General features: G+C 73.4%; 22 protein-coding genes and 1 riboswitch. Of the genes, 9 read left to right on the top strand and 13 right to left on the bottom strand.

The features are described 5' to 3' along the window. Positions 1 to 5 precede the first annotated feature (5 nt). Positions 6 to 794: a TIGR04222 domain-containing membrane protein gene (locus ACH414_RS19915; RefSeq protein ID WP_382537412.1), complete on the top strand. Its 789-nt coding sequence runs from the start codon at positions 6 to 8 to the stop codon at positions 792 to 794. A gap of 20 nt (positions 795 to 814) precedes the next feature. On the opposite strand, the gene ACH414_RS19910 is transcribed toward ACH414_RS19915, so the two are convergent. Together ACH414_RS19910 and ACH414_RS19905 are read right to left on the bottom strand one after the other, a co-directional pair. Beyond that, a complete protein-coding gene (locus ACH414_RS19910; protein WP_398942989.1) occupies positions 815 to 1,819 on the bottom strand; it encodes a HEAT repeat domain-containing protein in 1,005 nt (334 codons plus the stop codon). 7 nt (positions 1,820 to 1,826) lie between these two features. Continuing rightward, positions 1,827 to 2,507 (bottom strand): HEAT repeat domain-containing protein, encoded by a 681-nt coding sequence (locus tag ACH414_RS19905; RefSeq protein ID WP_398942694.1) that lies wholly within the window; start codon positions 2,505 to 2,507, stop codon positions 1,827 to 1,829. 126 nt (positions 2,508 to 2,633) lie between these two features. Here ACH414_RS19905 and ACH414_RS19900 point away from each other — a divergent pair, with 126 nt between their 5' ends. Further along, the gene (locus ACH414_RS19900; protein ID WP_382537248.1) at positions 2,634 to 3,209 is read left to right on the top strand and encodes a GNAT family N-acetyltransferase; all 576 of its coding nucleotides are present in this window, start codon (positions 2,634 to 2,636) and stop codon (positions 3,207 to 3,209) included. Between the two features lie 487 nt (positions 3,210 to 3,696). Here ACH414_RS19900 and ACH414_RS19895 read toward each other — a convergent pair whose 3' ends face one another. After that, complete coding sequence (locus tag ACH414_RS19895) at positions 3,697 to 5,292, bottom strand: AMP-binding protein (protein WP_398942692.1); 1,596 nt, start codon at positions 5,290 to 5,292, stop codon at positions 3,697 to 3,699. Further along, the gene (locus ACH414_RS19890; RefSeq protein ID WP_398942690.1) at positions 5,289 to 6,974 is read right to left on the bottom strand and encodes an AMP-binding protein; all 1,686 of its coding nucleotides are present in this window, start codon (positions 6,972 to 6,974) and stop codon (positions 5,289 to 5,291) included. The genes ACH414_RS19895 and ACH414_RS19890 overlap by 4 nt, the downstream gene beginning before the upstream one ends. A 91-nt stretch (positions 6,975 to 7,065) precedes the next feature. On the opposite strand from ACH414_RS19890, the gene ACH414_RS19885 reads away from it, so the two are divergent. After that, positions 7,066 to 7,881, top strand: a complete 816-nt coding sequence (locus ACH414_RS19885; RefSeq protein WP_382537257.1) for a LuxR C-terminal-related transcriptional regulator — start codon at positions 7,066 to 7,068, stop codon at positions 7,879 to 7,881. A 234-nt stretch (positions 7,882 to 8,115) separates the two neighbouring features. Here the strand turns inward: ACH414_RS19885 and ACH414_RS19880 are convergent, their stop codons facing one another. Then, positions 8,116 to 9,252 (bottom strand): winged helix DNA-binding domain-containing protein, encoded by a 1,137-nt coding sequence (locus tag ACH414_RS19880; RefSeq protein WP_398942688.1) that lies wholly within the window; start codon positions 9,250 to 9,252, stop codon positions 8,116 to 8,118. 197 nt (positions 9,253 to 9,449) lie between these two features. Here ACH414_RS19880 and ACH414_RS19875 point away from each other — a divergent pair, with 197 nt between their 5' ends. The 5 genes from ACH414_RS19875 to ACH414_RS19855 all read left to right on the top strand — a co-directional run bounded on the left by ACH414_RS19875 (position 9,450) and on the right by ACH414_RS19855 (position 15,586). Further along, positions 9,450 to 10,556, top strand: coding sequence for a magnesium and cobalt transport protein CorA (locus ACH414_RS19875; RefSeq protein ID WP_398942686.1), 1,107 nt, complete (start codon positions 9,450 to 9,452; stop codon positions 10,554 to 10,556). 173 nt (positions 10,557 to 10,729) lie between these two features. Continuing rightward, positions 10,730 to 11,740 carry an aldo/keto reductase gene (locus ACH414_RS19870; RefSeq protein WP_386570066.1) on the top strand — a complete coding sequence of 337 codons (1,011 nt, stop codon included), beginning with the start codon at positions 10,730 to 10,732 and terminating at the stop codon, positions 11,738 to 11,740. A gap of 37 nt (positions 11,741 to 11,777) precedes the next feature. After that, the gene (locus ACH414_RS19865) at positions 11,778 to 12,197 is read left to right on the top strand and encodes an SRPBCC family protein (protein WP_398942683.1); all 420 of its coding nucleotides are present in this window, start codon (positions 11,778 to 11,780) and stop codon (positions 12,195 to 12,197) included. An 84-nt stretch (positions 12,198 to 12,281) separates the two neighbouring features. Next, a riboswitch (cobalamin riboswitch) is annotated at positions 12,282 to 12,572 on the top strand. A gap of 166 nt (positions 12,573 to 12,738) precedes the next feature. Next, positions 12,739 to 15,057: a 5-methyltetrahydropteroyltriglutamate--homocysteine S-methyltransferase gene (metE, locus tag ACH414_RS19860; protein WP_398942680.1), complete on the top strand. Its 2,319-nt coding sequence runs from the start codon at positions 12,739 to 12,741 to the stop codon at positions 15,055 to 15,057. 121 nt (positions 15,058 to 15,178) lie between these two features. Continuing rightward, entirely contained in the window at positions 15,179 to 15,586 is a 408-nt protein-coding gene (locus ACH414_RS19855; protein ID WP_382537281.1) for a nuclear transport factor 2 family protein, read from the top strand. A 7-nt stretch (positions 15,587 to 15,593) separates the two neighbouring features. On the opposite strand, the gene ACH414_RS19850 is transcribed toward ACH414_RS19855, so the two are convergent. From ACH414_RS19850 to ACH414_RS19815, 8 genes are all read right to left on the bottom strand, one after another. Continuing rightward, the gene (locus tag ACH414_RS19850) at positions 15,594 to 17,285 is read right to left on the bottom strand and encodes a protein kinase (protein ID WP_398942678.1); all 1,692 of its coding nucleotides are present in this window, start codon (positions 17,283 to 17,285) and stop codon (positions 15,594 to 15,596) included. A 314-nt stretch (positions 17,286 to 17,599) separates the two neighbouring features. Beyond that, entirely contained in the window at positions 17,600 to 18,280 is a 681-nt protein-coding gene (locus ACH414_RS19845; protein WP_382537287.1) for a DUF6445 family protein, read from the bottom strand. A 171-nt stretch (positions 18,281 to 18,451) separates the two neighbouring features. Further along, positions 18,452 to 18,688: a 30S ribosomal protein S18 gene (gene rpsR, locus ACH414_RS19840; protein ID WP_382537290.1), complete on the bottom strand. Its 237-nt coding sequence runs from the start codon at positions 18,686 to 18,688 to the stop codon at positions 18,452 to 18,454. Positions 18,689 to 18,731: 43 nt separating this feature from the next. Continuing rightward, entirely contained in the window at positions 18,732 to 19,883 is a 1,152-nt protein-coding gene (locus ACH414_RS19835; RefSeq protein ID WP_382537293.1) for a CobW family GTP-binding protein, read from the bottom strand. After that, the gene (locus ACH414_RS19830; RefSeq protein WP_382537296.1) at positions 19,883 to 20,128 is read right to left on the bottom strand and encodes a type B 50S ribosomal protein L31; all 246 of its coding nucleotides are present in this window, start codon (positions 20,126 to 20,128) and stop codon (positions 19,883 to 19,885) included. The genes ACH414_RS19835 and ACH414_RS19830 overlap by 1 nt, the downstream gene beginning before the upstream one ends. 39 nt (positions 20,129 to 20,167) lie before the next feature. Beyond that, on the bottom strand, positions 20,168 to 20,332 hold the full coding sequence (rpmG, locus tag ACH414_RS19825) for a 50S ribosomal protein L33 (RefSeq protein WP_019329852.1): 165 nt from the start codon (positions 20,330 to 20,332) through the stop codon (positions 20,168 to 20,170). Positions 20,333 to 20,425: 93 nt separating this feature from the next. Then, complete coding sequence (locus ACH414_RS19820; protein ID WP_391767840.1) at positions 20,426 to 21,694, bottom strand: NAD(P)/FAD-dependent oxidoreductase; 1,269 nt, start codon at positions 21,692 to 21,694, stop codon at positions 20,426 to 20,428. A 110-nt stretch (positions 21,695 to 21,804) separates the two neighbouring features. After that, entirely contained in the window at positions 21,805 to 22,605 is an 801-nt protein-coding gene (locus tag ACH414_RS19815; protein WP_382537302.1) for a DUF4239 domain-containing protein, read from the bottom strand. Positions 22,606 to 22,802: 197 nt separating this feature from the next. On the opposite strand from ACH414_RS19815, the gene modA reads away from it, so the two are divergent. Next, positions 22,803 to 23,606, top strand: a complete 804-nt coding sequence (modA, locus tag ACH414_RS19810; protein WP_398942988.1) for a molybdate ABC transporter substrate-binding protein — start codon at positions 22,803 to 22,805, stop codon at positions 23,604 to 23,606. Positions 23,607 to 23,623 lie beyond the last annotated feature (17 nt).

Raw genomic sequence — 23,623 nt, 5'->3', positions numbered from 1 at the left:
ACACCATGACGACGGGGACGTGGTGGTTCTTCGGAGTGACGCTCGCTCAACTGGCCTTCGCGGTGGCGTTGTTGCGTACCCGCAGCGAGGACAGGCCCGAACTGCCGCCGCAGGCCCTCGCGCTGTTGCGCGGCGGCCCGCGGGCAGCCGTCACCGTGGCGCTGGTCGCCCTGCACCAGCGCGGTGCCGTCGCCGCCGGGCGCCGGGGCACGATTCGCGCCAACGGCGGGGCCGGGCGCACCCTCGACCCGCTCCAGCTCGGAGTGCACCGCTCGCTCCAGCGGGCGCTGGCGCTGCGGGTGCTGGCGACCCGGCCGAAGGCCCGGCAGGCACTCGACGCGCTGCGCGCGGAGCTCGGCAGGACGGGGCTGCTGCGCCCGCCCGGGCGCCTGCTGGCGGCGCGGTCCCTGCTGGTGTGCGTGCCGGTCACGGTGGGCGCCGGCCTGCTCGCCACGGAGGTCACGGCTCCGGCCCTGACCCTGGGCGCGCTGCTGGTGCTCGCCGCCGCGGCCCTGTTCTGCGTACCGCCGACCACCCGCACCGCCCGCCACCTGCTCGCGGGCCTGCGCGAACGGCACCCGCTGCCGAGGCACCGGGACGAGGTGACGGACGGCAGGGACGTGCTGCTGTACGTCGCGCTGTACGGCGACCCGGCGCTGGCGCTGTTCCTGCCCCACTTCTCCCGCGACGGCGGCCTCCTCGGCCGCCGCGGCGACCGCGCGGACGGCTTTGCGACCGGTCGCGGCTGGAACCCGGACCACGGAACCACCTGCCCGGGCGGGACGCCGGACTGACCGACCCCGGGAGGCGGCCCTCAGCCGTCCTTCCGCAGCTCCAGCAGATATCCGGCCGTGAGCGCGACCGCGCGGTCCTCGTCCTGGCTGAGCTGCGCGAGGGCACGGGTCGTCGTGGGTCCCGGGATGTCCGCGAGGGCCTGGGTGAGCCGGCGGCGCGCGGTCGGGCCGGCCGTGGGGTGGGCGAGCCGGTCGAGCAGCAGGGCGGCGATCCGGTCCGCGAGTCCGTGACGGGCCGCCAGGACACCGAGCGCGTCGGCCGCGTCGACGTCGTTCACCGCCCCGACGACCATGTCGACGAGCGTCGGGACCGCCTCGGGTGCCCCCCGGGCGCCCAGCGCGAGCGCCGCGTGCCCGCGGACCGACAGCTCCGGGTCGTCGAGGGCGCCGTGCAGCAGCGCGCTCGCCGCGGCCTCCGGCAGCTCGGCGAGACACTGCACGGAGCGCCCGCGCACCTCGGCGTCCGGCGAGGCGAGGCCCTCCGCGAGGAACGGCAGGGCGCCGTCGCCCGCCTGCGCGAGCGCCCACCGCAGGGCCCCGGCCACGATCGGGTCCGTCTCGCCCAGCACCGCCTCGGCCAGCGCCTCCACCGGTGCCGGGCCCTCGTCGACCGAGGACAGGGCGGCCCGCTGACGCGTCCGGGCGCTCTTGGACCCCAGGGCCTGGAGCAGGGCGACGGTCCGGAGGACGTCCTCCCAGGCGGCGGGCTCGGCGGCGCCGATCCGGCGCAGCCGCGTGAGCAGCTCCGTCTCCGCCGCGATCCGTTCGCGGGTCTGCCGGATCAGGTCCTCGACCAGCTCCGAGGGCGTGAAGGCCGGGTCGTCGAGCGCCCGCCCGACGTCCCGCAGCGAGAGCCCCAGGGACCGCAGGCTCTCGATGTGGAAGATCCGACGGATGTCCGCCTCCGCGTACTCCCGGTATCCCACGTCGGAGCGGCCGGTCGGCCGCACCAGGCCCAGCGACTCGTAGTGCCTGAGCATCCGGGAACTGACCCCCGACAGCCGTGCCACCTCGCCGATCAGCATCCGCACCTCACCCCTCCTGGCCGTCCTCCCGGCCGTCCGCGCCGAGGGCAACGATGCGCTTCGCCTCCTCGATCGCAAACTCGAATCCGGCATCCGGGTCACGCAGCAGCCGTTCCGTGGCGATCGCGTGCCGCCGTACGTGCGGGACGGCGTCCGACATCGCCGTGTGCAGGACCGGCAGCATCGCCTCGCCGAGCGCGATCAGCGCCCTGCTGAGGCTCAGCTGCGTCTCGCGCCCGCCCCGTCCGAGCTGGCTGGCGAGGACCCCGGCCAGCGCCGGCTTCCCGCCCTCGGGCACCAGGACGACCGCCGCCCGCCACGCGCTGCGCGCCACCTCGTCGTCGGCGTCGGTCAGCAGCGCCCGGGTGAGCGCCGGCCAGGCCGTCGGGTCCCCGATCTTGGACAGGGTGTGCAGGGCCTGGCTCCGTGCCTGCGCCCGCTCCGAACGCAGCTCGTCGAGCAGCCGCGGCACCGTCGCCGCCGCCGCGTGGCGGGTGAGCGCCCAGGTCAGCATCTCGCGCACCTGGAACTCGGGCTCGACGGCGCAGCGTTCGACGAGCGTGCCGACGGCCCGCGGGTCGGGCGCGGTGCCGACGGCGAGGGCCGCCCGCAGCCGCACCGACGAGCTGCCGTCCTCCAGCGCCCGCAGTATCCGGGGCGTGTGCGTGTCCTCGTACGGCCTGGTCATGGGGACCACCTCCTGGCCGCACAGTGAAGACCTTGCCAACGTGTCAAGGTCAAGCGCGCCCCTCTCCGGGCTGCCGGGGGCCGCACGACTGACGCGTTCTTCACGCGGCCCGCGCCATACTGGCGTATGCGCATCCGAGTGGCCGCACCGGCCGAACTCCCCTTGCTCCAGGACATCGAACGCGCCGCGGGCGAGGCCTTCCGCCCCCTGGGCATGGATGACATCGCCGACGACGAGCCCCTTCCGCTGGACGTCCTGGAGGGCTATCGCCGCGCCGGCAGGGCCTGGGTGGCGGTGGACGCGGCGGATCGCCCCGTCGCGTATCTGCTCAGCGACACCGTCGACGGCGCCGCCCACATCGAGCAGGTCTCGGTCCACCCGGACGCCGCCCGCCGGGGCGTCGGCCGGGCGTTGATCGAGCACCTGGCGGCGGCCGCCCGGGAGCAGGGCCTGACGGCACTGACCCTGACGACCTTCACCGAGGTCCCGTGGAACGCCCCGTACTACACCCGCCTCGGCTTCCGGCGCCTGGCCGAGGGCGATCCGGAGTTCGGCGAGGGCCTGCGGGCGATCAGCCGGGCGGAGGCGGCGCACGGACTGGCCGCCTGGCCCCGGGTCTGCATGCGCCGCGAGGTGGCACGGGCGGAACCACCGGCCCAGGCCCGGCCGCGCGAGCGGACGGCCGGCTCGCCCGCACCGTGACACGACGGACGGAACCGGCCGCGCGAGCGGGCGCAGGGTGCGCGCCCACCGTTGACCGGGCACCGGCGCGCCCACTCGGTGAGGCGGACGGCCGGAGCGCCACCACTGCGACCGCGCACCGTCGCGCCCCTCGGTGAGCGGACGCCCGTCGCTCCACCACCGTGACGGGGCAGCCGGCCCACGGGCCGCAAGCCGCCCGCCCCGGCGCGCCCACTCGGTGAGCAGACGCCCGTCGCCCCCACCGTGACCGGGCAGCCGGGTCACCGGCCGCAGGCCGCCCGCCCCGGCGCGCCCACTCGGCGAGCAGACGACCGTCGCGCCACCACCATGACCGGGCAGCCGGCCCACGGGCCGCAAGCCGCCCGCCCCGGCGCGCCCACTCGGCGAGCGGACACCCGTCGCGCCACCACCATGACCGGGCAGCCGGGTCACCGGCCGCAAGCCGCCCGCCCCGGCGCGCCCGCGCCCGCGCCCATGCGCCCGCCGATCAGCCCTCCCCGTACCGCTCCCGCAGTTCCACCTTCCGGACCTTCCCGCTCACCGTCATCGGGAACTCGCCCAGGATCTCCACCCTGCGCGGGATCTTGTAGTGCGCGAGGCGGTCGCGGCAGAAGGCGGTGATGTCGTCCAGGGTGGGCGGGTCGGCCGGGTCGCGCGGGATCACGCAGGCCAGGATCTCCTCGCCGTAGCGCGCGTCGGGGACGCCGACGACCTGGACGTCGGCGATCTTCTCGTGGGTGTAGAGGAACTCCTCGATCTCGCGCGGGTACACGTTCTCGCCGCCACGGATGATCATGTCCTTGATCCGGCCGACGATCTGGACGTACCCGTCCTCGCGCATCACGGCGAGGTCGCCGGTGTGCATCCAGCGGCCCGGGTCGATCGCCTCCGCGGTCTTCTCCGGCTCGTCCCAGTAGCCGAGCATCACGCTGTAGCCGCGGGTGCACAGCTCGCCGGACTCCCCGCGCGGGACGGTGAGGCCGGTCGCCGGGTCGACGATCTTCACCTCGACGTGCGGCATGACCCGCCCGACGGTGCCGGTGCGCCGCTCCAGGTCGTCGTCGCGACGGGTCTGGGTGGAGACGGGCGAGGTCTCCGTCATGCCGTAACAGATGGACACCTCGGCCATGTTCATCTCGGCGACCACCCGCTTCATCACCTCCACCGGACACGGCGAGCCCGCCATGATCCCGGTGCGGAGACTGGACAGGTCGTACGAGGCGAAGTCGGGCAGGCCCAGCTCCGCGATGAACATGGTCGGCACGCCGTACAGGGAGGTACAGCGCTCGTCCTGCACGGCCCGCAGGGTGGCGGCCGGGTCGAAGGACGGGGCCGGGATCACCATGCAGGCGCCGTGCGAGGTGGCGGCGAGATTGCCCATCACCATGCCGAAGCAGTGGTAGAAGGGCACGGGGATGCAGATCCGGTCCTGCTCCGTGTACGCGATCATCTCGCCCACGAAGTAGCCGTTGTTGAGGATGTTGTGGTGGGAGAGCGTGGCTCCCTTCGGGAAGCCGGTGGTCCCCGAGGTGTACTGGATGTTGACCGGCTCGTCGGGGGACAGCGCGGCCGGCTCGACGCCCTCCGGGGCCGTGCGCGCGAGGAGTTCGTCCCAGCTCGCGTCACCGAAGTGGACGGCCTCCCGCAACTCCGGGCATCGGTCCCGCACTTCCTCGACCATCGCCCGGTAGTCGCTCGTCTTGTGGGCGCGGGAGGCGAAGAGCAGCGAGACGCCCGCCTGGTTGAGCACGTACTCCAACTCGTGGGAGCGGTAGGCCGGGTTGATGTTGACCATGACGGCGCCGATGCGGGCGGTGGCGTACTGCACGAGCACCCACTCGGCGCAGTTGACCGCCCAGACGCCGACCCGGTCGCCCTTGCGGACCCCGCTGCCGAGCAGCGCGTACGCCAGGTCGACGTCCGCGCCGAACGCGGCGTACGTCCAGCGGCGTCCGGTCGGCACGTCGACGAGCGCCTCCCGGTCGGGCCAGGTGGCGACCGCCCGGTCGAGGTTGGCGCCGATGGTGTCGCCGAGCAGGGGGGTGGGGTCGGCGCCGTGCGCGTAGGAGAGGTGCGTGCTCATGCGAGGTCGCCCTCCGCGTACTCCGTGCCGCCGCCCTCCGCCGTGAGCCGGCGCAGCTCCACGCGGCGGATCTTCCCGGAGACGGTCTTGGGCAGCTCGGCGAACTCGATGCGGCGCACGCGCTTGTACGGGGCGAGGACCGCGCGCGAGTGCGCGAACAGGGCCTTCGCGGTCTCCTCGCCCGGCTCCCAGCCCGCCGCGAGGACCACGTACGCCTTGGGGACGGCGAGCCGCAGCGGATCGGGGGCGGGGACGACGGCGGCCTCGGCGACGGCCTCGTGTTCGAGCAGGGCGCTCTCCAGCTCGAACGGGGAGATCTTGTAGTCGCTCGCCTTGAAGACGTCGTCGGCGCGCCCGACGTACGTGATGTATCCGTCGGCGTCGCGGGAGCCGATGTCGCCGGTGCGGTAGTAGCCGCCGGCCATCGCCTCGTCCGTGCGCTCCGGGTCTCCGTGGTAGCCGGTCATCAGGCCCACCGGCTCGGCCGACAGGTCGAGGCAGATCTCGCCCTCCTCGACGTCCGGGAGCCCGCTGACCGGGTCGACGAGGGTGACCCGGAAGCCGGGGCTCGGCCGCCCCATCGAGCCCTCCTTCAGCCGCTGGCCGGGGCTGTTGGAGACCTGCACGGCGGTCTCGGTCTGGCCGAAGCCGTCCCGGATGGTCACCCCCCAGGCGCGCCGGACGGTCTCGATGACCTCGGGGTTGAGCGGTTCGCCGGCGGCGACGACCTCGCGGGGCGGGGTGGCCAGCTGCCTGAGGTCGGCCTGGATGAGCATGCGCCACACGGTGGGCGGGGCGCAGAAGCTGGTGACGCCGTGCTTGTCCATCTCGGCCATCAGGCGGGCCGGGTCGAACCGGCTGTAGTTGTGGATGAAGACGGTCGCCTCGGCGTTCCACGGGGCGAAGAGGTTGGACCAGGCGTGCTTGGCCCAGCCGGGCGAGGAGATGTTGAGGTGGACGTCGCCGGGCTGCAGGCCGATCCAGTACATGGTGGCCAGGTGCCCGACGGGGTACGAGGTGTGGGTGTGCTCGACGAGCTTGGGGCGGGCGGTGGTGCCGGAGGTGAAGTACAGCATCAGGGTGTCGTCGGCGAGGGTGACGCCGTCCGGGGTGAAGTCGGCCGACTCGCGGTAGGCGTGCTCGTAGCCGAGCCAGCTCACGCCGTCGCCGCCGACCGCGATCCGGGTGTAGTCGCCGGGCACGTCGTCGAACTTGGCGGTGTCCTCGGCCCGCACCAGGACGTGCCGGGCGCGTCCGCGGTCGACCCGGTCGCGCAGGTCGGCGGGGCCGAGCAGCGGGGTGGCGGGGATGACGACGGCGCGCAGCTTCATCGCGGCGAGCATGGTCTCCCACAGCTCGGCCTGGTTGCCGAGCATGACGATGATCCGGTCGCCTGGGCGGACGCCCTGGGCGCGCAGCCAGTTGGCGACCTGGTTGGAGCGGGCGGACATCTCGGCGAAGCTCAGCCTCGTCTCGGTGCCGTCCTCCTCGACGATGTGGAGGGCGGTCCGGTCGTTGTCCGCGGCGATGACGTCGAACCATTCGAGCGCCCAGTTGAAACGGTCGGGACGGGGCCAGACGAAGCCCTCGTACGCCGTCTCGTAGTCCTCGCGGTGCCGGAGCAGGAAGTCCCGGGCCGCCCGGAACCTCCCGGTCGCTTCCGTCGCGCTCGCTGCCGTCATGTGCCCTCCTCGTTGCGGGACCGGTCCCGGACATCGTGTAATCGGTGACCCAGGTCTCACTACCCCCGTTCGGGGGTGAAGGAGAGGTTCCGTGCCGGAGATGGTGGAAGCGGTGGAGCTGCGTACGGCGCTGCTGCGGCTGAGGCGCGCCAGCGGGCTGCCCGTCGTCTTCGGCGGGCTGCTCCAGGAGGGCCGGGCGCTGCGGATCGCCGAGCTGAGCGGCTCCCTGACGCCGGCGCTGCGCGGCCTGGCGATCTCGGCGGGATCGGGCCTGGGCGGGAAGTGCCTGGCGCTGTCGCGGCCGTGCGCGGTGACGGACTACGCGTCGTCGCGGCACATCACCCACGAGTACGACGGCCCGGTCTCGGCGGAGGGCCTGCGCTCGGTGATCGCCGTCCCCGTGGTCGTACGGCGCAAGGTGCGCGGCGTCCTCTACGGGGCGCTGCGCGAGTCCCTGCCGATCGGCGAGCGCGTCTTCGACGCGGCGATGGCGGCGGCCCGCGACCTGGAGCAGGCCCTGGCGGTCCGGGACGAGGTCCGGCAACTGCTCGCGCCCCCGGCCCCCGGCCCGTCCTGGGAGGAGGTCCGGCAGGCCTACGGGGAGCTGCGCGAACTGGCCCCGAAGGTCGTCGACCCGGCCCTGCGCGACCGGCTCCTCGCCGTCTGCGGCCGCCTCGAATCGGCCTCGGGCCCGGCCCCGGCCGCCCCGGGAGTCTCCCTGACCGCGCGTGAGACGGACGTCCTCGCGGCGGTGGCCTCGGGCGCGACGAACGCGGCGGCGGCGCAACGCCTCGGGCTGCGCCCGGAGACGGTGAAGGGCTACCTGCGCTCGGCGATGCGCAAGCTGGGGGCGCACACGCGCATGGAGGCGGTGGTGGCGGCGCGGCGAGCGGGGGCGTTGCCGTAGGGAGGGCGGGGGTCGGCGATGTCGGGTTCGTGGGACTCGGTGGGGACCCGCGGGACTCGGTGGGGATCCGTGGGGACGGTGGGGACCCGTGGGACTCGGTGGGGACCCGCGGGGACGGTGGGGACCCGCCGGGGGGGCAGTGGGACTCCGCGGCACTCGGTGAAACACAGCGGGCCGCGTGGCACTCCGTGAGACTCGGTGGGACTCAGCGGGCCGCGTGACACTCCGTGGGACTCAGCGAGGGAGGACGATGTCGTACGGCACGTCCGGCGGCGCGAGGAGCCGCAGTGTGCGCTCGGCCTCGGCGGTGAGCTCGCCGCGCAGGCCCCTGGTCACCCGACCGAACGGCTCGATCGTCATCGTCGTCCGCTCCTTGCCCTCCTCAAGGCGCCAGAGCCCGGCCAGGAACCCGTCGAGGAGGAAGACGCTGTGGGCCTGGTTGCCGGTCCAGGTGCGGCCCCGGAGCTCGGCGGGCACGACGCGGGTGCGGTCGGCGTGGGAGAGCAGCAGGTTGTCGAACTCGGGCAGGAAGCGGGCGGGGGCGGGGGTGTCCTCGTCGGGACGGGGCGCGTCGGGCATGTCGAAGAGCTCGGTGCCGTGCTCGTCCCGGAAGACGAGGAGCCGGGGCCGCAGCCGCTCGAAGGCGGGACGCAGTCGGGTGAGTCCGCACCAGGTCTGCATGTCCTTGACGGAGGCGGGCCCGAAGGCGCCGAGGTAGCGCAGGACGGTGTCGTCGAGGTCGGCGGCGTAGCCGTCGACGCCGTCCACTCCCCCGATGCCGTCGACACCGTCGAACCAGGCGGCGGCGGTGGTGAGGGCGACCTGGCCGCTGCGCCGCCACAGCCCGCGCGGGGTCACCTGCACCATCAGGAGCAGGCAGCGGGCGGCGATGGTGAGCGCCTGGGGGTCGGCGTCGGGCCACTCGCGGAGCAGGTGCTCTCGGAGCTGCTTCGGGGTGCGGGGCTCCTCCTCGACGTAGGCGGTCGCGAGGGTGGTGAGCCGTTCGAGGTCGACGCCGTCGAGCCCCTTCCGGAACATCTTCAGCTCCCGGTCGATCGCCCCGGCCTGCACGAGCCGGCGCAGTCCGACGGCGTCGCGGGCGGTGTGGGTGTGGACGGTGGAGCGGAGGGAGACGATCCGGGCGACCCGGCGGGACTCCATGAGCCCGGACAGCTCCTCGGGCCGGAACCCGTCGAGCCGGGCCGCGAGCGCGTAGTACGGCGGCTTGGTGTTCTGCGCCTGGAGCCCGACGAGGTGGGCCACGGCCTCCTCGGCGCCGAGGGCGGAGGGCCGCAGCAGCAGCTGCCGGTCGAGGGTGGCGCGGTTGAGCGCGCGGGGGCCGAGCACGGGAGGGGTCGTCTTCGGAGCCATGGAGGGCACGCTAACGCCGAACGAGGACGGATCCCGTCCTCATGACGCCAGGAAGCCACCACCCCCTTCGGACATTCCCCCATATATCCTGCTGAGAAAAGACAGACACGGCACCACCCACACCACGCCCCCACGCCCCCACGCCCCCACGCCCACCCCTCCCCCCGACCCGCAGGCCCCGCAGGAGGCGAACGCACATGTCCGACCGCCGCGCCCGCCCGGCCTGGCGCCGCCGGCCGGAACAGCCGACCGCAGACCACGGACCGCTGTCGCCGGAGCAGCGGCGGAGCGTGGTCCAGGCGGTCCTCTACCGCGACGGACGGCACGTCTCCTCCCCCGCCTCGCTGGCGGAGACCTTCCGCCAGTTGCGCGAGCATCCCGACGGCATGGCCTGGATCGGCCTGCACCGCCCGACGGAGGAGGAACTCCACTCACTGGCGGCCGAGTTCGACCTGCACGAACTGGCCGTGGAGGACGCGATGGAGGCCCACCAGCGCCCCAAGCTGGAACGGTACGGCGACACGCTCTTCGTGGTCCTGCGGGCCGCCCGCTACCTGGACGCCCAGGAGGAGGTGGACTTCGGCGAGCTCCACGTCTTCGTCGGCCCGGACTTCGTCATCACCGTCCGCCACGGCGCCGCCCCGGACCTCTCGGCGGTCCGCCGCCGCATGGAGGAGGACCCCGACCTCCTCGCCCTCGGCCCGGAGGCGGTCCTGTACGCGATCCTGGACGCGGTCGTCGACGGCTACGCGCCGGTGGTGGCGGGCGTCCAGAACGACATCGACGAGATCGAGACCGAGGTCTTCGGCGGCGACCCGGCGGTCTCCCGCCGCATCTACGAACTCTCCCGCGAGATGGTCGAGTTCCAGCGCGCCACCCGCCCCCTGGTGGGCATGCTCCACGGCCTGATGGCCGGCTTCGCCAAGTACGGCACCGACGAGGAACTCCAGCGCTACCTCCGCGACGTCGCCGACCACGTCACCCACACCAGCGAGCGCGTCGACGGCTTCCGCCAGGCCCTGACGGAGATCCTGACGGTGAACGCGACCCTGGTCACCCAGCAACAGAACGCGGAGATGCGCGCGTTGGCGGAGGCGGGCTTCGAGCAGAACGAGGAGATCAAGAAGATCTCCTCGTGGGCGGCCATCCTCTTCGCGCCCACACTGGTCGGCACGATCTACGGCATGAACTTCGACAACATGCCGGAGCTGCACTGGGCGGGCGGGTATCCGTTCGCGGTGGTGCTGATGGCGGCGGTGCGCACGAGCCTGTACGTGGTCTTCAAGCGGAAGGACTGGCTGTAGCGGAGCGAGCCCGCGAGGGGACCCCGTTCGTAAGGCTGGCGCGCATAACCAGCTCTTGCATTAGCCAGCGTCTGCAAGTAATGTGCCAGACGTACGGCGCGCCTGTATGTGGGCGCCGGGCCAGTACGGGCTCCCGCCCGATCCCCCCCCACCTCTCGCAAAGGCACCTCCCCATGTCGCTCAAGACCATCCTTCCCGGCCGTCTCGGCTTCGGCACCGCACCGCTCGGCAACATGTTCCGCGCGATCCCCGACGACGAGGCCCGCGCCACCGTCGAGGCCGCCTGGGAGCACGGCGTGCGGTTCTTCGACACCGCGCCCTTCTACGGTGCGGGGCTCGCGGAGGAGCGGCTCGGCGAGGTGCTCGCCGGGAAGGCGCGCGACGCGTACGTGCTCTCGACGAAGGTCGGGCGGGTGGTTCTCGACGAGCACGAGACCGACGTGCCGGACTTCGGCGAGAAGGGCGGCCTCTTCGAGCACGGCAACCCGAACAAGATCCTCCACGAGTGGACCGCCGACGCCACCGAACGCTCCATCGAGGGCAGCCTCAAGCGCCTGGGCACCGACCGCCTCGACATCGTCTGGGTCCACGACATCGCGCAGGACTTCCACGGCGACGCCTGGCTGCAGAAGTTCGAGGAGGCCCGCACCGGCGCCTTCCGCGTCCTGTCCCGGCTGCGCGACGAGGGCGTCATCAAGGCGTGGGGCCTGGGCGTCAACAAGACCGAGCCCATCGAGCTCACCCTCGCCCTCGACGAGCCCCGGCCCGACGGCTTCCTGCTCGCCGGCCGCTACACCCTCCTCGACCACGAGCACGCCCTGACCCGGCTGCTGCCCATGGCCCAGGAGCAGGGCGTCGACATGGTCGTCGGCGGCCCCTACAGCTCCGGCATCCTCGCCGGCGGCACCCACTTCGAGTACCAGCAGGCCCCGGCCGAGATCGTCGAGCGCGTCGGGCGACTCAAGGCGCTGGCCGTGAAGCACGGCGTCGGCATCAAGGCCGCCGCCCTGCAGTTCTCCCTCGCCCACCCGGCCACCGCCGCCGTCATCCCCGGCGCCACCCGGCCCAGCCGGATCGCCGAGGACACCGCGGCCCTGAACGAGAACATCCCGGCCGCCTTCTGGACCGACCTGCGCGCCGCCGGCCTGGTCAGCCCGGCCGCCCCGCTCCCGAACGACGCCTGACCTCCCACGCCCCCCGCACAGCACCAGGAGCGCCGCCATGGCTTCCACGTCCGTCTCCCGCGTCGTCCCCGCCCCCCCTCAGCGGGTCTGGAACCTCATCGGCGGCTTCGACGCCCTTCCGGACTGGCTCCCCTACATCCCCGAGAGCACCGCTCTCGAAGGCGGCCGGGTCCGCCGCCTCACCAACCCCGACGGCGACGTCATCATCGAGCGACTGCTCGGCTTCAACGAGGCGGAGCGCCACTACAGCTACGCCATCCTCGAAGCGCCGTTCCCCGTCGACGGCTACGTCTCCACCCTCCGCGTCCACGCGGTCCCCGGCCGCGACGACGTCGCCGAGGTCCAGTGGTCCGGTCGCTTCAACCCCACGGGCGCCACCGAGCAGGAGGTCGTCGCGCTGTTCACCGGCATCTACACCGACGGCCTCGACGCCCTGCACCGGACCCTCGCCACCTGACCCCGACGGCCCCGGTTGCGGAGGGTGGAAGGACCTCGTCCTCGGTCTTCACCCGAGTCCGCCCGCCCGCCGACTTCCCTGCCGTAAGCTGATCGGGCAGCTGGTTCGCCCCGTCCGCCAGGCGGGATGCGTCGTAAGAGGGAACCCGGTGGGAATCCGGGACTGCCCCGCAGCGGTGAGCGGGAACGACCGCCGTCACACAGCACTGGGTCCGATGCACCGGGCCTGGGAAGCGACGGCCAGTAGGAGTCTCGTACGTCGAGAAGCGTCGGGAACGTCGAAAGCGTCGGGAAGAACGCCGAGTTCGACGGGTACGACACGTACGACGAGACGTGCCCGCGAGTCCGAAGACCTGCCCGTTGCCCGCGCGCGGACGATTCCGTGCGCGGACATTCCGGTGACCTCGAGGGCGGGTCGGCGTACACACCAGGCGGACGGCCGTGTCTTCGCGGGCACGGGCGCGTGCCGTCGGGTGCGTCATCCTTCGCGCTCTCCTCCCGTCTCCGGGATCTCAGGGATTCATCTCGCGAAGGAGATCTCCGTGACCACCAAGTCCGCGACCGCGGCAGCACGGGCCACCGTGTACGGCCACCCCCGCCAGGGACGGAACCGCGAGCTCAAGAAGGCGACCGAGGGCTACTGGAAGGGCCGCGTCAGCGCCGACGCCCTCCAGGCCACCGCCGCAGGGCTGCGCCGGGCCACCTGGCTGTGCCTGGCCGACGCCGGCATCCATGAAGTGCCCACCGGTGACTTCTCGTTGTACGACCATGTCCTCGACACGACGGTCATGGTCGGCGCCGTCCCCGAGCGGCACCGTTCCGCGTTCGAAGCGGACGCCCTGGACGGCTACTTCGCGATGGCACGCGGCACGCAGGACGTCGCTCCGCTGGAGATGACGAAGTGGTTCGACACCAACTACCACTACCTGGTGCCCGAGCTCGGGCCCGACACCGTCTTCGGGGCCGACTCCCGCAAGCAGGTCGCCGAGCTCAGGGAAGCCCTCGCCCTGGGGCTGACACCCCGGCCCGTCCTCGTCGGGCCCGTCACCTACCTCCTGCTCGCCAAGGCCGCACCGGGCGCACCGGCCGGCTTCGAGCCGCTGGACCTGCTCGGCGGGCTGCTGCCCGTGTACGCCGAAGTCCTCGCCGATCTGCGGGCGGCGGGCGCCGAGTGGGTGCAGCTCGACGAGCCCGCGCTCGTCCAGGGCCGCACGCCCGCCGAACTCGACGCGGCGGCACGGGCATACGGAACGCTCGGTGGTCTCGCCGACCGGCCGAGGCTGCTCGTCGCCTCCTACTTCGAGCGCCTCGGCGAGGCGCTGCCCGTTCTCGCCAAGGCCCCGGTCGACGGGCTCGCGCTCGACTTCACCGGGCCTGCCGCCGCCAACCTGGAGGCACTGGCCGCCGTCGGCGGGCTGCCCGGCAAGCGGCTCGTCGCCGGAGTGGTCGACGGGCGCAACATCTGGGTCAACGACCTGGAGAAGTCTCTCGCCACGCTCGGCACCCTGCTCGGCCTCGCCGACCGGGTGGACGTCTCGGCCTCCTGCTCGCTGCTGCACGTACCGCTCGACGCCACGGCCGAGAAGGACATCGACCCCGGGATCGCGCGCTGGCTCGCCTTCGCCCGGCAGAAGACGGTCGAACTCGGCATCCTGGCCAAGGGCTTGTCGCACGGCACCGACGCCATCGCGGGCGAGCTCGCCGCCAACCGGGCCGCCCTCGCCTCCCGCGCCGGCTCCCCCCTCACCCACGACCCGGCCGTGCGCTCCCGCACCGCCGCCGTCACCGCGGCGGACGCCCGCCGCTCCCCGTCCTACGCCGAACGGGCCGCCGGCCAGCGCGCCCACCTCGGCCTGCCGCTCCTGCCGACCACCACCATCGGCTCCTTCCCGCAGACCGCCGAGCTGCGCACCGCCCGCGCCGATCTGCGGGCCGGGCGGATCGACGCCGACGGCTACGAGGAGCGGATCAGGGCGGAGATCCGGGAGGTGATCGCCTTCCAGGAGAAGACCGGGCTCGACGTCCTCGTGCACGGGGAACCCGAACGCAGCGACATGGTGCAGTACTTCGCCGAGCAGCTCAGCGGCTACCTGGCCACGCGGCACGGCTGGGTCCAGTCGTACGGCACCCGCTACGTGCGCCCGCCGATCCTCGCCGGCGACATCTCCCGGCCGAAGCCGATGACCGTGCGCTGGACGTCGTACGCCCAGTCACTGGCCGCAAAGCCGGTCAAGGGCATGCTCACCGGGCCCGTCACCATGCTCGCCTGGTCCTTCGTCCGCGACGACCAGCCGCTCGCCGACACCGCCCGGCAGCTCGCCCTCGCCCTGCGGGACGAGGTGAACGACCTGGAGGCCGCCGGCACGGGCGTCATCCAGGTCGACGAGCCCGCCCTGCGCGAGACGCTGCCGCTGCGCACCGCCGACCACGCCGCCTATCTGACCTGGGCGACGGAGGCGTTCCGGCTGACCACGAGCGGCGTGCGGCCGGACACCCAGATCCACACCCATATGTGCTACGCCGAGTTCGGGGACATCGTACGGGCCATCGACGACCTCGACGCCGACGTCATCAGCCTGGAGGCCGCGCGCTCCCATATGCAGGTCGCCCGCGAACTCGCCGCCCACGGCTATCCCCGTGAGGCCGGCCCCGGGGTGTGGGACATCCACTCGCCCCGGGTCCCGGACGCGGCGGAGATCGCCGTTCTGCTGCGGACGGGTCTGGGGGCCATCCCGCCCGGCCGCCTGTGGGTCAACCCCGACTGCGGCCTGAAGACCCGCGGCTGGCCGGAGACCCGTGCCTCCCTGGAGAACCTGGTCGCCGCCGCCCGTACCGTACGCGCGGAGCTCGACGCCTCCTGACACGGCCGTGGGCCGCACCGGCCCCCGGCGGCGCGCTCTGCGCCGCCGGGGGTGGACAACCCGCCCCGCGCCGCCCTAACCTCCGACACACCTAATCAACTATTTGAGTAAAGGTGACGTCGTGCATCCGTTCCGCCAGGCCGTGGAGAACCGCGACGGAGCCGCCATCGAGGCGCTCCTCGCCGAGGACGTCGTCTTCACCAGCCCCGTCGCCTTCAAGCCGTACGCCGGCAAGGCCATCACCGCCGCGATCCTGCGCGGGGTGATGCGCGTGTTCGAGGACTTCTCCTACGTCCGCGAGATCGCGGACGCCGACGGCCGCGACCACGCCCTCGTCTTCACCGCGACCGTCGACGGGCGGCGGATCGACGGGTGCGACTTCCTCCACTTCGACGAGGAGGGCCTGATCGACGACTTCATGGTCATGGTCCGCCCGCTCTCCGCCGCCCAGGCGCTGTCCGCCGCGATGGGCGCGCAGTTCGACCGGATCGCCCGCGAGGCCTCGGAGGCGGCGCGGGCCGGGTCCTGACCGGCGGTCAGCAGCGCGCGAGGCCACCGCTGTCCACCGTGGACTTGTCGCCGAAGATCCACCCCTCGGTCTGTGTGCCGGAGATCCGGGCATAGATCCACTTGTTGGCGTGGGCGTTGGTCACGTAGCACTCGTAGGAGACCTTCGTGCCGGTCCTGATCTCGGTCACATAGGTGCACTCCGCGTACGGCCCGGTGTAGAGGTGGGTGTTCCGGGAGGCGTGGCCGGTGCCGTCGCTGCGGTTCGAGTGGGCCCAGCCCGTGCACGCCGTCGGCACCGGGGTGGGCTCCTTCACCGTCGCGCTCGGCGTCGTCGCCTTCGGCGGCGGTGCCGACGTGGGGCCCGGCTCGGGAGACGGGTCCCTCGTGGGCGGGGTGTCGGAGGCGGACGCTCCGGGGCCGAGGGACGTGAGGTCCCCCGGGGAGGTCGGGCCGTCGGTGCCGCCGCCGGTGCCGGACATGTCGTCGTCGGCGGGACCGCTCACCGTGGGAGCCGCCGCATCCGCGCCCGCCCCGCCCTCGGCGCCCCGCATGTCCATGAGCGCGTAGGCGACTCCTCCGCAGGCGAGGACGGTGGCGGCCGCCACCGCGACGATCGCGCGGGTGCGGCCGCGCCGGGCACGGAGCGCCGTGGCACGGGTCTCGGCACGGCTGTGCTGCCCGGCGGGCACCCCGGACACCCCGGGCGCCATGCCCGGCTGCGCCGCGTACGGCCCGGCCGGCGAGGAGGGGACGGCGACGGGCTGGACTTGAGGGGGCGCGGCGAACGGCGTGGCGACGGGGGGACCGAAGCCGGGCACCGGGACGGGGGCGGGCTCCGCCACGCCGCCCCCAGGTGCCACGCCGCCCCCACGCGCCGCGCCGCCGGTGCCCACGCCACCCCCGGCCATCGCGCCACCCCCGCCCCCGGCGGCGACCGCCGCCAGCATCTCGCGCGCCTGGCCGGCGTCGGGGCGCTGCCGCGGGTCCTTGGCCATCAGCGCCCGCAGCACCGGGGCCAGCGGTCCGGCGCGCCGGGGCTCCGGGAGCGGTTCGCCGACGATCGCCGCGAGCGTGGACCACACCGACGTACGGCGGAAGGGCGCGGCGCCCTCCACCGCCGCGTACAGCGTCATGCCGAGCGCCCAGATGTCCGACGCGGCGCCGGGGACCTGGCCCTGGGCGCGCTCCGGCGGCAGGTAGTCGAGGGAGCCGACGATCTGGCCGCTCTGGGTCAGTTTGGCGAGGGCCTCGTCGCCGGCGGTCTCCATGCTGGCGATGCCGAAGTCGGTGAGCACGACCCGGCCGCTTCCGCGTTCGAGCAGGACGTTGCCGGGCTTGACGTCGCGGTGGAGGACGCCGGCCCGGTGGGCGGCGTCGAGCGCGTCGGTCAACTCGGCTCCGATCGCCGCCGCTTCGCGCGGGTCCAGCGAACCGCGCTCCGCCAGCACGTCGTCGAGGGACGGGCCGTCGACCAGCTCCATGACGATGACGGGCAGGCCGCGCTCCTCGACCACGTCGTGCACGGTGACCACGCCGCTGTGCCGGATGCGGGCCGCGGCCTGCGCCTCCCGCTGCATCCGGGCCCGCAGATCGGCGAGTTCGGCCGGGGAGGCGTCGGTGTGGGCCCGCAGGACCTTGACGGCGACCTCGCGGTTCAGCAGCTGGTCCACGGCCCGGGCGACGACGCCCATGCCCCCGCGGCCGATCGTCGCGGTCACGCGGTACCGTCCGCCCAGAACCGCACCGACCGGATCCGAGCCGTTCGCCCCCGTCACCTGTCACATCCCATCCGTCGCACTGTTCGAAATCCGCCACGCGCGGGCACCAGGGTAGGGGTTCGCTTGTGTGCGAGTGCGCACGGACCGGCCCTCGGACGGGGCGCCACACGGGCAACGTCGAGGGACCGGACAGCAGATGGGCCGTGCTGCGCCGGTCGCGGGTCTCCGGCGCCTCCTCGGCGCCCTTCCCCACTGCGATCATCGAGACGCTCGTCCGGACCGGATCCGGGGACGGCTCCTTGGGCCTGAAGGCCCTAGGCCATCCAGAAGAAGACGGCCGTCATCCGCTTGTCCTCCAGGGTGGTGCCCGTGTAACTCGTCGCGGTGTGGATGAGGTTGGCCGAGTACAGCAGCAGGCGGTTGTAGCGGGGCGGGACGCGCAGGTCCTCGGTGAAGGAGTCCTCCGGCACGAAGCGGGTGCCGAGCGCGTCGACCAGGTTGTCGTGCGGGGCGAGCACCTGGTTGCCGCCGAGCACCCCGCCCGGGAGCTGCTGGCGGTAGAAGCTGGTGCCGCAGTCCTTGGGCAGCTCGGGGCTGAGGTAGAGCACCGCCGCGTACCGGCACAGGCTGCGGGAGTCGGTGTGCGGGCGCGGTTCGCACTCGCCCGCTCCGACGACCTGGACGCAGTTGTGGTTGAAGGTGCCGCCGCGGGTGGGGTTCACGGCCCAGATCTCCGGGGCCCCGGTGGTCTTGCGCACGAGCCTCTCCACGTGGGCCAGCTCGTCCGGTTCGAGGCCGGGCATGGTGCGCAGCCCCGGCCACGGCTCGGGCTTGTGGGGGTAGCCCTCGACCCAGTCGTCCCGTTCGAGCATGCGGGCCCGTACCGCGTCGGGGTCGGGCAGGACGTCGTCGAGGATCCAGTAGTCCCGGCCGCGCGTCGGTTTGCGGTAGGGCAGGGCTCGGGGCGCGCCGGGGCGCGGGGAGGTGGGGGGCATGCCGCGAACGCTAGTGCGGGTCGGGGCACCCCTGGGTAAAGGGCCGCCAAGACTGCGGCAAGAGTTCCGCGGCTGGGCAAGGGACGGGTAAGGCGCGCCCCAGCGGACGGCAAAACGACTCCTTCCCCGGCCCCGCCGTCGGCGGCGGGGCCGGGGAAGCCGGGGGTGCCGTCAGCGGGCGGCGTACGGCAGGAGGGCCATCTCCCGGGCGTTCTTGACGGCCGTGGCGAGGGCCCGCTGCTGCTGGGCGGTCACGCGGGTGACGCGCCGGCTGCGGATCTTGCCCCGGTCGGAGAGGAACCTCCGCAGCAGGTCGGTGTCCTTGTAGTCGATGTACGTGATGCCGGCCGCGTCGAGGGGGTTGGGGCGGGGCTTGAGGGGCTTGCGGGGGTCGGGGCGTCGGGCCATGGCGGCTCTCCTGGTGGGGTGTCGCGGTCGCGGGGGGGGCGGGTCAGGCGGCGTCGAGGAGGCCGTCGAAGGAGGCGGGCAGCCGCTTCCAGGCCTCCCGGCCCGAGCTGTACTCCGCGTCCGTCAGGAGGCAGGAGTCGAGGAGCCGTTCGAGCCCGCTCCGGTCGAGACCGGGCGAGGTGAAGACGAGGTGCTGGCAGCGGTCGCCGTGCTCGGGGTGCCAGTCGAGCGCGGCGGCCGCGCGGCGCACCGGCGGGACCATCTCCCAGGCGGCGTCCGGCAGGGACGCCAGCCACGGGCCGGCCTGCTCGACGCACAGCGCTCCGCCGGCCGCGTCCCAGGCGAGCAGGGTGTCGGGCCGGTCGGCCAGCCAGAACCTGCCGCGGCTGCGCGCCGCCGCGCAGCACAGGTCCTCGAGCGCCTGGTAGAGGCGTTCGGGGTGGAAGGGGCGTCGGCTGTGCCAGACGAGGGTGGTGACGCCGGCCTCGTCGGCCTCCTGCGGCAGCAGGGCGCAGGCGGGGTGCTGGGCGGCCGCGGCGGCCTCGACGTCGAAGCCCGCGAGGGCGGCCCGGGCGAGTTCGGGCGAGGCGGCCGGGACGTGTCGGGCGGTCGGGTGGAGCTGCCGGAGCAGCGCCCGGTCCTCCTCGTCGGCCTCGTCGTTGTCGACGAGGGCGAGCACCGGCGCGTACTCCAGCTGACGGGCGAAGGTGTCGCCGACGGTGCGCCGGTCGGTGGGGGCGGCGGCGAGGCCGGCGTCGGCCAGGTCGTCGCCGTTGCCGAGGTACGGCAGGACGAGGGCGGGGTCGAGGGCGGTGATCACGGCGGTGAGGGCGAAGGCGTCACCGCCGTGGGCGGCGATGACCTCGGCCATGGTCTTGGGCTCGACCGAGTCCCACAGCTCGACCACGGCGAGCCGGGTCGCGCCGTCGTTCGCGAGGCGGGACAGCTCGGGTACGAGGTCCTCGCGCAGCGCGCAGCACGCGCAGCCGTCGACCAGGGGCGTCTCCCCGTGGGAGAGGGGGCCGGAGGCGTCGCGGACGGTGCGCAGCACGGTGCCGTGGGGTGCGTCGGTCAGGTCGTGGTGGAGCGCGACGCTGCCGGGGACGGCGTCCAGGAGCCGTTCGACGACCTCCTTGCGGGCCTCGGCGTGGAGCCCGGCGACGAGGGCGACGGGCAGTTGGTGCACGTGGGCCATCAGCGGGCTCCGTAGCGGCGCTGGAAGCGTTCGACGCGGCCGGCGGTGTCGAGGACGCGCTGGGTGCCGGTGTAGAAGGGGTGGCTGGCGGAGGAGATCTCCACGTCGACGACGGGGTAGGTGTTCCCGTCCTCCCACTCGACCGTCCGGTCGGAGGTCATCGTCGAGCGGGTGAGGAACGCGGTGCCGGAGGCGGTGTCGCGGAAGACGACGGGACCGTAGGCAGGGTGGATTCCGTGCTTCATGGGGCGGACCTTTCGGTGCTGGTGGCGGGGGGCTGCGGCTCAGCGCTCTTCGCGGAAGTCGACGTGCCGGCCGGCCACCGGGTCGTACTTGCGCAGCACCAGCCGGTCGGGGTCGTTGCGCCGGTTCTTGCGCGTGACGTAGGTGAAGCCGGTGCCGGCGGTGGAGCGCAGCTTGATGACAGGACGGAGCTCGTTGCGTGCCATGACGCCAGTATATGGGAATGGTTTTCATTACCGATAGAGGGTGCCGCCCGGGTCGGACGGCGGCCGCCCCACGGCGCCGTCCGACCCGTTCGCTCAGCCGGCCGTCGCCGCCGCGGCCGCCCTGCGGTGCCGGAGGTTGACGGCGGACGCCCTGGCCACCACCACGGGGTTCAGGAAGCGCAGCGGGCCGATCAGACGGGAGGCGAACAGGTACATGTGCCGGGCCAGCGAGGTGTCGCGCGCCGCCGCCGAGAAGATCAGCCGCTCCGCGGGGTTGAACGGGCGGGACGAGGCGAAGTCGACGGCCAGGGACTGGTGCGGGCGCAGCCGGCGCCCGTGCCGCCGGGCATAGGACGCGAGCGCCTTGTCGAGGTCGCCGCGCCCCGCCGCGGCCGGCGCGACCGCCTCCGCGAGCCACTTCGCGGACTGCAGGGCCCAACCGCAGCCCACGCCCCACAGGGGGTCGCCGGTCAGGGCGGCGTCGCCGATGAGCGCGAGACCGGGAGCCGTCGGCTTGCGGGTGTGCAGGGGGTAGTCGACCGTCCCGATGAACTTCGAGACGCGCCGGGCCGCGTCGACGGGCGGGGCCTCGGGCAGGGCGCGGACGAACGCGAGGAAGCTGCCCTCCAGGTCCTCCCGGAACTCCGGCAGGCGCTTCTTGTCCGGCAGGACGGCGAGGACGGTCACCCCGTCGTCGTTCGGGAACGCGTACGCCATGTCGGGTTCGAGGAACCAGGTCTGGCCCATGCCGCCGGGCAGCGGCAGGTCGCGGAAGTACGCGAGGTAGCCGAAGCGTTCGTTCCCGTGCACCTTCGCGGGCACCCCGGCGAACCCGGCCACCGCCGAGTCCTTGCCGTCGGCGCCGACCACGAGCCGGGCCCGGAACTCCCGCTCGCCCTCCGGCGTCGACGCGCGCACCCCGACGGTCCGCCCCGCCTCCCGCACGAGGCCGGTCACCCGGTGCCCGAGCAGCAGGTCGACGCCGGGGGTCTCGGCCGCCCGGGCCCTGATCATCGGATCGAGGGTGCTGCGCCGGACGTTGTACGCGTACGGGAGAGCGGGTCCGCCCCCGGCGGCGTGCGGTTCTATCCATCCCCAACGGGTCCACCAGCGCGCCTCGTTGCGGACGGCGCCCGCCTTCTCCAGCGCGGCCACGAGACCGAGCTCCTCCAGGACCGGATAGGCGTTGGCCGTGATGGAGTGGGTGCAGAGCACCTTGTACGCGCCGGGGTCCGAGCGCCGCTCCAGCAGGGCGACGCGGGCACCGCGCCGAGCGAGCAGGACGGCCGCCGCGCATCCGGCGAGACTGGCTCCGCTGATGACGACGTCGTAGTCGTCCCCCGCGCTCTCAGGGCTGGTCATGTGCTGATCGCTCCCTTCGGTGGGTGGTGCCGTTCAGGGGAGTACAGCGCCCCGACTGTCAGGCGCATGACCAACTATAGGGAGGCCGGCGGCCCGGCCCCCCGGGTGCTTCACACCTGTTCCCCGCTCCAGTACCGGGCGAGCGCGCCCTCGCGGTACGGCGCCGGGCTGACGCTGAGGTCGCCGGCGAAGGGGCGGTCGAGGACGAAGACCAGGAGCAGGCTGAAGCCGACCAGACCGGCGACCGCGGAGACGAACAGGAGCTGGATGCGCAGCCGGCGCATGCCGTACAGGAAGGTCAGCGGGATCAGGACGATCGCGCCGCCGAAGGCCAGGACCTGGAGCAGCCCGGGCAGTTCCTGCTCGGCCATGGTCAGGCGGGCCCGCCGCTGGCCGGCGACGTCGTTGAGGCGGGCGACGGCCTCCTCGTAGAAGACCTCCTCGCGGGCGGTGCGCGGCTCGTACGCCTGGAGCACGTCGAAGACGCCCTGGAGCTTCTCCGCGGTGACCCCGTGGCTCGGCTGCCCGGCGCGCATCCGGGGCCACTGGTCCTCGACGACCGCGTGGACGTAGCCGCTGAGCGCGGCGTCGACGTCGGCACGGACGGGCGGCGGGAAGGCGGCGGCGTCCCGGGCGATCAGCGCGACGTCGGTGGCCTCGGTGGCGACGATGGTCTGGGTGCTGTCCAGCTGCGTCCAGAGCGTGACGATGACGAAGGCGAGGATGATCCCGTAGATCGCGCCGAACATGCCCAGCGTCACCCCGACCATGTCGTTGTGCTCGCCCTCGGCCAGCGACGGGTACCTGCGGCGGGCCAGCACGCTGCCGGCCACCGCGAGGAGGACGGTCCCGCCGACGGTGACGACGGCCAGGGTGAAGGTGCTGAGGTGATTGAGCAGCCAGAGCGACATGTGCGGGAAGTCTAGGCACGGGGCGATCACCGTCGGCCCCGGGAAGAGCCACCGGGCGGGATACCACCCCATCGAGTGAGCAGGCCTTTCCGGGACCTTGGCACTTCCTCCGAGCATCCTCTTATTCGCGATGGAGGGTCCTCCACAGTTGTTGCAGATGAGAGCCAGACGGGCCTAACGTGACGCACATGCAGCCCCTGAGACTCACCCTCACGCGCCGCCGTGCGGCCGCCGCCGCACTGGTCGCGGCCCTGCTCGTCCCGCTCGCCGCCTGCTCGGAAGGGGCCGGCGACGGCAAGCCGGGCGCCGACGGCTCCACGGGCGCCGCACCCGGCGGCGCCGAGCTGACGGTGCTCGCCGCCGCGTCCCTGACGGACGTGTTCAAGACGGCCGGCGCCGCGTACGAGAAGTCCCACCCCGGCACGAAGATCACCTTCTCCTTCGCCGGCTCCCAGGAGCTGGTCTCCCAGGTCGCGCAGGGCTCCCCCGCCGACGTCCTGGTCACCGCCGACACCAAGAGCATGGACAAGGTGAAGGCCGACACGAGCACCCCGACGGTCATCGCGAGGAACCGGCTCGTCATCGCCACCGGCAAGGGCAACCCCTTCAAGGTCGACGAGCTCAAGGACCTCGCGGACACCAAACTCAAGGTCGTCCTGGCCGCGCCCGAGGTCCCGGCCGGCAAGTACAGCGAGAAGATCCTCGGCGCCCAGAAGATCACGGTGAAGCCCGTCTCCCAGGAGCCCAACGTGCGCGCCGTGCTCAGCAAGGTCGAACTCGGCGAGGCCGACGCCGGACTCGTCTACAGGACCGACGCCGCGAGCGCGAAGGACAAGGTCGACGCCGTCGACATCCCCGACGCGCAGAACGCCGTCGCCGCCTACCCGGCCGCCACCCTGAAGGACTCGAAGCACGCCGAGGCCGCCGCCGCGTTCGTCGCCTGGCTGAGCACGCCGGAAGCGCAGAAGATCCTCCGCGACGCCGGCTTCCAGCAGCCGTAGCCGCGAGGATCACCACG

The sequence above is a fragment of the Streptomyces sp. NPDC020422 genome, assembly GCF_044386705.1.
Taxonomy (GTDB): Bacteria; Actinomycetota; Actinomycetes; order Streptomycetales; family Streptomycetaceae; genus Streptomyces.
The sequence above is the reverse complement of the archived record's forward strand: the minus strand, read 5'-3'. Positions and strand labels throughout refer to the sequence as shown.

What these genes read in the sequence shown, in the direction of transcription:
- rpmG (WP_019329852.1), bottom strand. Translation starts at nt 20,332, where the DNA reads ATGGCACGCAACGAGCTCCGTCCTGTCATCAAGCTGCGCTCCACCGCC.
- ACH414_RS19820 (WP_391767840.1), bottom strand. Translation starts at nt 21,694, where the DNA reads ATGACCAGCCCTGAGAGCGCGGGGGACGACTACGACGTCGTCATCAGC.
- ACH414_RS19845 (WP_382537287.1), bottom strand. Translation starts at nt 18,280, where the DNA reads ATGCCCCCCACCTCCCCGCGCCCCGGCGCGCCCCGAGCCCTGCCCTAC.
- ACH414_RS19875 (WP_398942686.1), top strand. Translation starts at nt 9,450, where the DNA reads ATGTCCGACCGCCGCGCCCGCCCGGCCTGGCGCCGCCGGCCGGAACAG.
- ACH414_RS19915 (WP_382537412.1), top strand. Translation starts at nt 6, where the DNA reads ATGACGACGGGGACGTGGTGGTTCTTCGGAGTGACGCTCGCTCAACTG.
- rpsR (WP_382537290.1), bottom strand. Translation starts at nt 18,688, where the DNA reads ATGGCCCGACGCCCCGACCCCCGCAAGCCCCTCAAGCCCCGCCCCAAC.
- ACH414_RS19895 (WP_398942692.1), bottom strand. Translation starts at nt 5,292, where the DNA reads ATGAGCACGCACCTCTCCTACGCGCACGGCGCCGACCCCACCCCCCTG.
- ACH414_RS19910 (WP_398942989.1), bottom strand. Translation starts at nt 1,819, where the DNA reads ATGCTGATCGGCGAGGTGGCACGGCTGTCGGGGGTCAGTTCCCGGATG.
- ACH414_RS19830 (WP_382537296.1), bottom strand. Translation starts at nt 20,128, where the DNA reads ATGAAGCACGGAATCCACCCTGCCTACGGTCCCGTCGTCTTCCGCGAC.
- ACH414_RS19865 (WP_398942683.1), top strand. Translation starts at nt 11,778, where the DNA reads ATGGCTTCCACGTCCGTCTCCCGCGTCGTCCCCGCCCCCCCTCAGCGG.
- ACH414_RS19835 (WP_382537293.1), bottom strand. Translation starts at nt 19,883, where the DNA reads ATGGCCCACGTGCACCAACTGCCCGTCGCCCTCGTCGCCGGGCTCCAC.
- ACH414_RS19900 (WP_382537248.1), top strand. Translation starts at nt 2,634, where the DNA reads ATGCGCATCCGAGTGGCCGCACCGGCCGAACTCCCCTTGCTCCAGGAC.
- ACH414_RS19905 (WP_398942694.1), bottom strand. Translation starts at nt 2,507, where the DNA reads ATGACCAGGCCGTACGAGGACACGCACACGCCCCGGATACTGCGGGCG.
- ACH414_RS19890 (WP_398942690.1), bottom strand. Translation starts at nt 6,974, where the DNA reads ATGACGGCAGCGAGCGCGACGGAAGCGACCGGGAGGTTCCGGGCGGCC.
- ACH414_RS19870 (WP_386570066.1), top strand. Translation starts at nt 10,730, where the DNA reads ATGTCGCTCAAGACCATCCTTCCCGGCCGTCTCGGCTTCGGCACCGCA.
- ACH414_RS19880 (WP_398942688.1), bottom strand. Translation starts at nt 9,252, where the DNA reads ATGGCTCCGAAGACGACCCCTCCCGTGCTCGGCCCCCGCGCGCTCAAC.
- ACH414_RS19815 (WP_382537302.1), bottom strand. Translation starts at nt 22,605, where the DNA reads ATGTCGCTCTGGCTGCTCAATCACCTCAGCACCTTCACCCTGGCCGTC.